Origin of the sequence: Cellulomonas septica, from assembly GCF_012396155.1 — a bacterium.
Taxonomy (GTDB): domain Bacteria; phylum Actinomycetota; class Actinomycetes; order Actinomycetales; family Cellulomonadaceae; genus Cellulomonas; species Cellulomonas septica.
The window spans coordinates 1-4,996 of the sequence record NZ_JAAXOY010000225.1 but is presented as its reverse complement, the minus strand read 5'-3'; the positions used below and the strand labels follow the sequence as shown (position 1 = coordinate 4,996).

Sequence of the window (4,996 nt, the reverse complement as noted above, 5' to 3'; positions counted from 1 at the left end):
CGTCGACGGACGACGTCGCCTCGGCGGACCGCGCCACGTCCACGGACGGCTCGTCGGTACGACGCGTCGCACCCGCGCCGCTGTTCACGGACCCGCTCGGCGCGCCCACCGACCCGACGCTGGTCCGCGGCCCCGACGGCACGTGGTGGCTGTTCGCGACGCAGCGCCGCCCCGACGACCCCGGCCCGGGCGTCACGTGGGTGCACGGCACCGACATCGCGGTCGCGACGTCCGACGACGGCGGGCTCACGTGGACGCACCGCGGCGTCGTCCAGGGCCTCGACCCGCACGACGGCCGCAACACGCTCTGGGCGCCCGAGGTCGTGCACGCCGAGGGCCGGTTCCACATGTTCGTCTCCTACATCCGCGGCGTCCCCGACCGCTGGGAGGGCCACGACCGGCACGTGCTGCACCACGTGTCCGACGACCTCGTGACGTGGGAGTACCGCGGCGTCGTGCCGCTGTCGTCGGACCGCGTCATCGACACGTGCGTCGCGCCGCTCCCCGGCGGCGGGTACCGGATGTGGTTCAAGGACGAGGCCGCGGGCTCGTCGACGTGGTGCGCGGACTCGCCCGACCTCGAGTCGTGGGGCCCGTCGCGCCCGGTCATCACGGGCCGCCCGCACGAGGGGCCGAACGTATTCATGCTCGGCGGGTGGCACTGGATGCTCGTCGACGAGTGGCGCGGGCAGGCCGTCCACCGCTCCTCCGACCTCGACACGTGGACGTACGACGGGCACGTCCTCGACCGCCCGGGCCGGCGCCCGGCCGACGGGTCGGTCGGGCACCACGCCGACGTCGTCGTCGGGTCCGACGCGGCCGGCGAGCCCGTCGCGTGGATCTTCTACTTCACGCACCTCGTGTCGCCGTTCTCCGACGAGGGACGCACGCTGGAGGCGGCGCACGACGCGTCCCGCTCGGACGACGACCCGGTCGGCGGCGCTGCGGGCGGCGAGACCCCCGCGACCCGGCGGGCCGTCGTGCAGGTGGCGGTGGCGCGCGTCGTCGACGGGCACCTGGTGTGCGACCGCGACGAGCCCGTCGACCTCGACCTGCGCCGCGTCACCCTCCCCTGACCTGGTCCCCCACGACGCTCGACCCTGCACCCCGACCGCACCACCCCCGCGAGGTACTCCCATGACGAACCCCTGGCCGCTCGGCGTCGACGGCATCGCCTACGGCGGCGACTACAACCCGGAGCAGTGGCCGCTCGCGACCCGCGTCGAGGACGTCGAGCTCATGCAGCAGGCGGGCGTGACGCTCGTGAGCGTCGGCATCTTCTCGTGGGCGCAGCTCGAGCCGCGTCCGGGCGAGTACGACTTCGGCTGGCTCGACGACATCCTCGACCGCCTCGCCGCCGCGGGGATCAAGGTCGCGCTCGCGACGGCGACCGCGAGCCCGCCGCCGTGGCTCACCCGCAAGCACCCCGAGCTGCTGCCCGAGCTGGCCGACGGGACGGTGCTGCACCCGGGCGGCCGGCAGGCGTACCGGGTGTCCGCGCCGCTGTGGCGCGAGTACGCGGTCGCGATGACGCGCCGGATGGCCGAGCGGTACCGCGAGCACCCCGCGCTCGCGCTCTGGCACGTCGACAACGAGCTCGGCTGCCACGTGCCGCACGACTTCTCCGACGACGCGGCCGCCGCGTTCCGCCGCTGGCTCGAGTCGCGGTACGGGACGGTCGAGGCGCTCAACGCGGCGTGGGGCACGGCGTTCTGGTCGCAGCGGTACGACTCCTTCGACGAGGTGCTGCCCCCGCGCTCCGCGCCGACGTACCCCAACCCGACGCAGCAGCTCGACTTCGCGCGGTACTCCTCCGACGAGCTGCTCGTGCACTACCGCGCGCTGCGCGACGTGCTGCGCGAGGTCACGCCGCACGTGCCGACGACGACGAACCTCATGCTGTCGACGGGCACGAAGTGGATGGACTACTTCTCGTGGGCCGGCGACCTCGACCTGGTCGCGAACGACCACTACACGCGCGCGCACGACCCGCTCGCCCACGTCGAGCTCGCGCTGAGCGCCGACCTCACGCGCGGCGTCGCGGGCGGCGACCCGTGGGTGCTCATGGAGCACTCGACGTCGGCCGTGAACTGGCAGCCCCGCAACCGCACCAAGCGGCCGGGCGAGATGCTGCGGCACTCGCTCGCGCACGTCGCGCACGGCGCGGACGCGGTCATGTACTTCCAGTGGCGGCAGTCGGCGGCGGGCGCCGAGAAGTACCACTCGGCGATGCTGCCGCACGCGGGGACGGACACCGACGTCTGGCGCTCGACGGTCGAGCTCGGCGCGGCGTTGAGGGCGATCGGCGAGGTCAAGGGCTCGCGCGTGCGGTCCGACGTCGCGATCGTCTGGGACTACCCGTCGTGGTGGGGCGTCGAGCTCGACTCGCACCCGTCGACCGACGTCACCTACCCCGACCGCGTGCTCGCGCACTACCGGGCGCTGTGGGAGCGGCACGTGAGCGTCGACGTCGTGCCGCCGTCGGCGGACCTGTCGGGCTACCGGCTCGTCGTCGTCCCGACGCTCTACGTGACGACCGACGCCGACGCGGCGAACATCGCCGCGGCGGCCGCCGCGGGCGCGACCGTGCTGGTCACCTACTTCTCGGGGATCGTCGACGAGCACGACCACGTGCGGCTCGGCGGCTACCCGGGCGCGTTCCGCGACCTGCTGGGCGTCTGGACCGAGGAGTTCTGGGCGCTGCAGGAGGGCGAGACGCTGACGCTCGACGACGGCTCGGTCGCCGACGTGTGGTCGGAGCGGATCCACCCCGCGGACGGGACCGAGGTCGTGCGCACGTTCGTCGACGGCGACCTCGCGGGCGGTCCCGCCGTGACGCGTCGGACGGTCGGCGACGGGTCCGCCTGGTACCTGGCGACGCGCCTCGACGACGCGGCGCTCGGGACGCTGACCGAGGCGCTGCTGGTCGAGGCCGGCGTCGAGCCGGTGCTCGCCGGGGTGCCCGCGGGCGTCGAGGTCGCGCGCCGCGAGGCCGACGACGGCCGCTCGTGGCTGTTCGTGCTCAACCACACCGACGCGCCGGTGGACCTGCCCCCGGGCGAGGTCCTCACGGGCCGGACGGCCGGCGGCCAGGTTCACGCGGGCGGGTACGCGGTGCTGCGCGAACAGGTGTAGTCGCCGCCGGGCGACCGCTCTCCCGCGGATTTCCGGCCCACGGACGGCGTCGCACCCCTACCATCACCGCCACGGGCCGACGGGGGCCCGTGGCGGCTGAGGGGACGCGCATGGTCGGCAACGGTGCGGGGACTGCGGCTCGGGACAGGTCGGCGCGCGCCGGCGGTCGGAGTCGCGGGGTCGTGATCGGCGTCGTCGCGGGCGCGGTGGTCGCGGTCGCGGCCGTCGTCGTCCTGGTGGTCCTGCCCATGACCCGCACACCCGACCCCGGGGCGCTGCTGGCCGAGCAGGGCGTGACCGACGCGACGCTCGCCCGGGGGGCGGGGACCGGCCGCGTCCGTGTCGTGGTGAGCCCGCAGGACCGCCCGGCGACGGGCGTGACGGTCACCGTGACCTGCACGGGGCGCGACGTCGCTCGCGTGTACCTCGACGGCACGTGGGATGGCGGCGTCCCGTGCGGCGGCGACCCGCGGACCGCGGCCGGCGGTGACGTCACGGTGGGCGACGTGGTCGACCTCGGCGTCGAGCATGTGGTCGAGGTCGAGGCGGCGCCGGACGCGGTGATCGCCGTCACGGTGGCGACCGCGGGCGCCTGACCTGGGCCGCGGCACCACGTCTGACTTTTCACCCGGTGGTGTGACGCACGACCCGGACGATCCGGTTGCAACTGGACGCTTGTCCCGGTGAGGATGCGCCACATGGCAGCGACCCCGTCCGAGCCGCCTGCCTCCCGGCCGGCTCCCCCTGACGTCGTCGAGCCGCTCACGCGCGCCGACCTCCCCGCCGCCGCCGCCGTCCTGGCCGCGGCGCTCGCCGACGACCCCGGATTCCGGCACCTGTTCCCCGTGGACTCGCGGCGCGAGTCCGAGCTGCGCGCGCTCTACCGGATGACGCTGTCCGACGCCCTGCGCTACGGCCTCACCTACGTGACGAAGCTCGACGGCGTGGTCACCGGCGCGGTCGCGCTGTACGCACCCGGCGGCTACCCCATGACGGCGGCCCGGTGGTGGCGGCAGGCGTTCCGGATCGCCGCGATCGCGCTACGCACGCGCGAGCACTCGTTCGGTCTGATCAAGTTCGGCGACCTCACGGCGGACGGCGTCCCGGCGGACGCCTGGTACGTCGAGGCGCTCGGCGTCCGGCCCGACCTGCAGCGGGCGGGCCGCGGCAAGCTGCTCATGGCGCGCGTGTTCGCGGACATCGACGCGGGTGAGGCGCCCGGCTACCTCGAGACCACGAAGCCGCTCAACGTCACCTACTACTCCGCGCTCGGGTACGCGGAGACGAGCGCGCGCGTCGCGCTCGCACCGGAAGGGCCGTGGATCATCCCGATGGCCCGCGACCCGCGCAAGGCCGCCTGACCCGACCGCCTGACCCCCGGTCAAATTCAGGTCAAGAGAAGCCTTCCCTCCGGGAAAGACCGCGTGGGATGCTGCCCTCGTCACACCCCGCACCGGGTGCACGCCCCCGGGGACGCGGGGACCGTCCGCCCGGCCCGCCGGGCCCGTTCGGCGAGGGGTGCGCGATGACTCTGTTCGGTGGATGGCGACGCAAGGACCGGTACACGGAGACCGCCGCGACCGCGGCCGTGATCCTGCCGGTCGTCGACGGCGGCACGGCGCCCGGCGGCACCCCCGACCCCGTGGTGCCCCCGACACCCGACGTGACGCCCGCGGCGCACGGCGGCGGGTGGTTCAGCGGCTGGTTCCACGGGTGGGGCGACGGCGGCGGGCACGGTGGCCGAGGCCATCGAGAAGACCGGTGCCGACGTCTCCGTCATCTTCGTGCCGCCCGCCCACACCAAGGGTGCGGTCGTCGAGGCCGTCGACGCGGGCATCCCGCTCGTCGTCATCATCACCGA

Annotated in this window: 4 protein-coding genes and 1 pseudogene; all 5 read left to right on the top strand. The window is 74.7% G+C overall.

All coding sequences use genetic code 11. The features are described from left to right. Positions 1-1,076, top strand: a 1,076-nt coding sequence (locus HGA02_RS10075) for a glycoside hydrolase family protein (protein ID WP_210728405.1), incomplete at its 5' end; no start/stop codon positions are given. Positions 1,077-1,137: 61 nt separating this feature from the next. After that, the gene (locus HGA02_RS10070) at positions 1,138-3,135 is read left to right on the top strand and encodes a beta-galactosidase (protein WP_168678891.1); all 1,998 of its coding nucleotides are present in this window, start codon (positions 1,138-1,140) and stop codon (positions 3,133-3,135) included. A gap of 182 nt (positions 3,136-3,317) precedes the next feature. Next, on the top strand, positions 3,318-3,731 hold the full coding sequence (locus HGA02_RS10065; protein WP_168678890.1) for a hypothetical protein: 414 nt from the start codon (positions 3,318-3,320) through the stop codon (positions 3,729-3,731). 102 nt (positions 3,732-3,833) lie between these two features. After that, complete coding sequence (locus tag HGA02_RS10060; protein WP_168678889.1) at positions 3,834-4,496, top strand: N-acetyltransferase; 663 nt, start codon at positions 3,834-3,836, stop codon at positions 4,494-4,496. 309 nt (positions 4,497-4,805) lie between these two features. Continuing rightward, positions 4,806-4,996, top strand: a pseudogene (locus tag HGA02_RS10055) (succinate--CoA ligase subunit alpha); the annotation flags it as partial.

Excerpts from the sequence above, each read along its gene's own strand:
- HGA02_RS10070 (WP_168678891.1), top strand. The coding sequence starts at position 1,138 with ATGACGAACCCCTGGCCGCTCGGCGTCGACGGCATCGCCTACGGCGGC.
- HGA02_RS10060 (WP_168678889.1), top strand. The coding sequence starts at position 3,834 with ATGGCAGCGACCCCGTCCGAGCCGCCTGCCTCCCGGCCGGCTCCCCCT.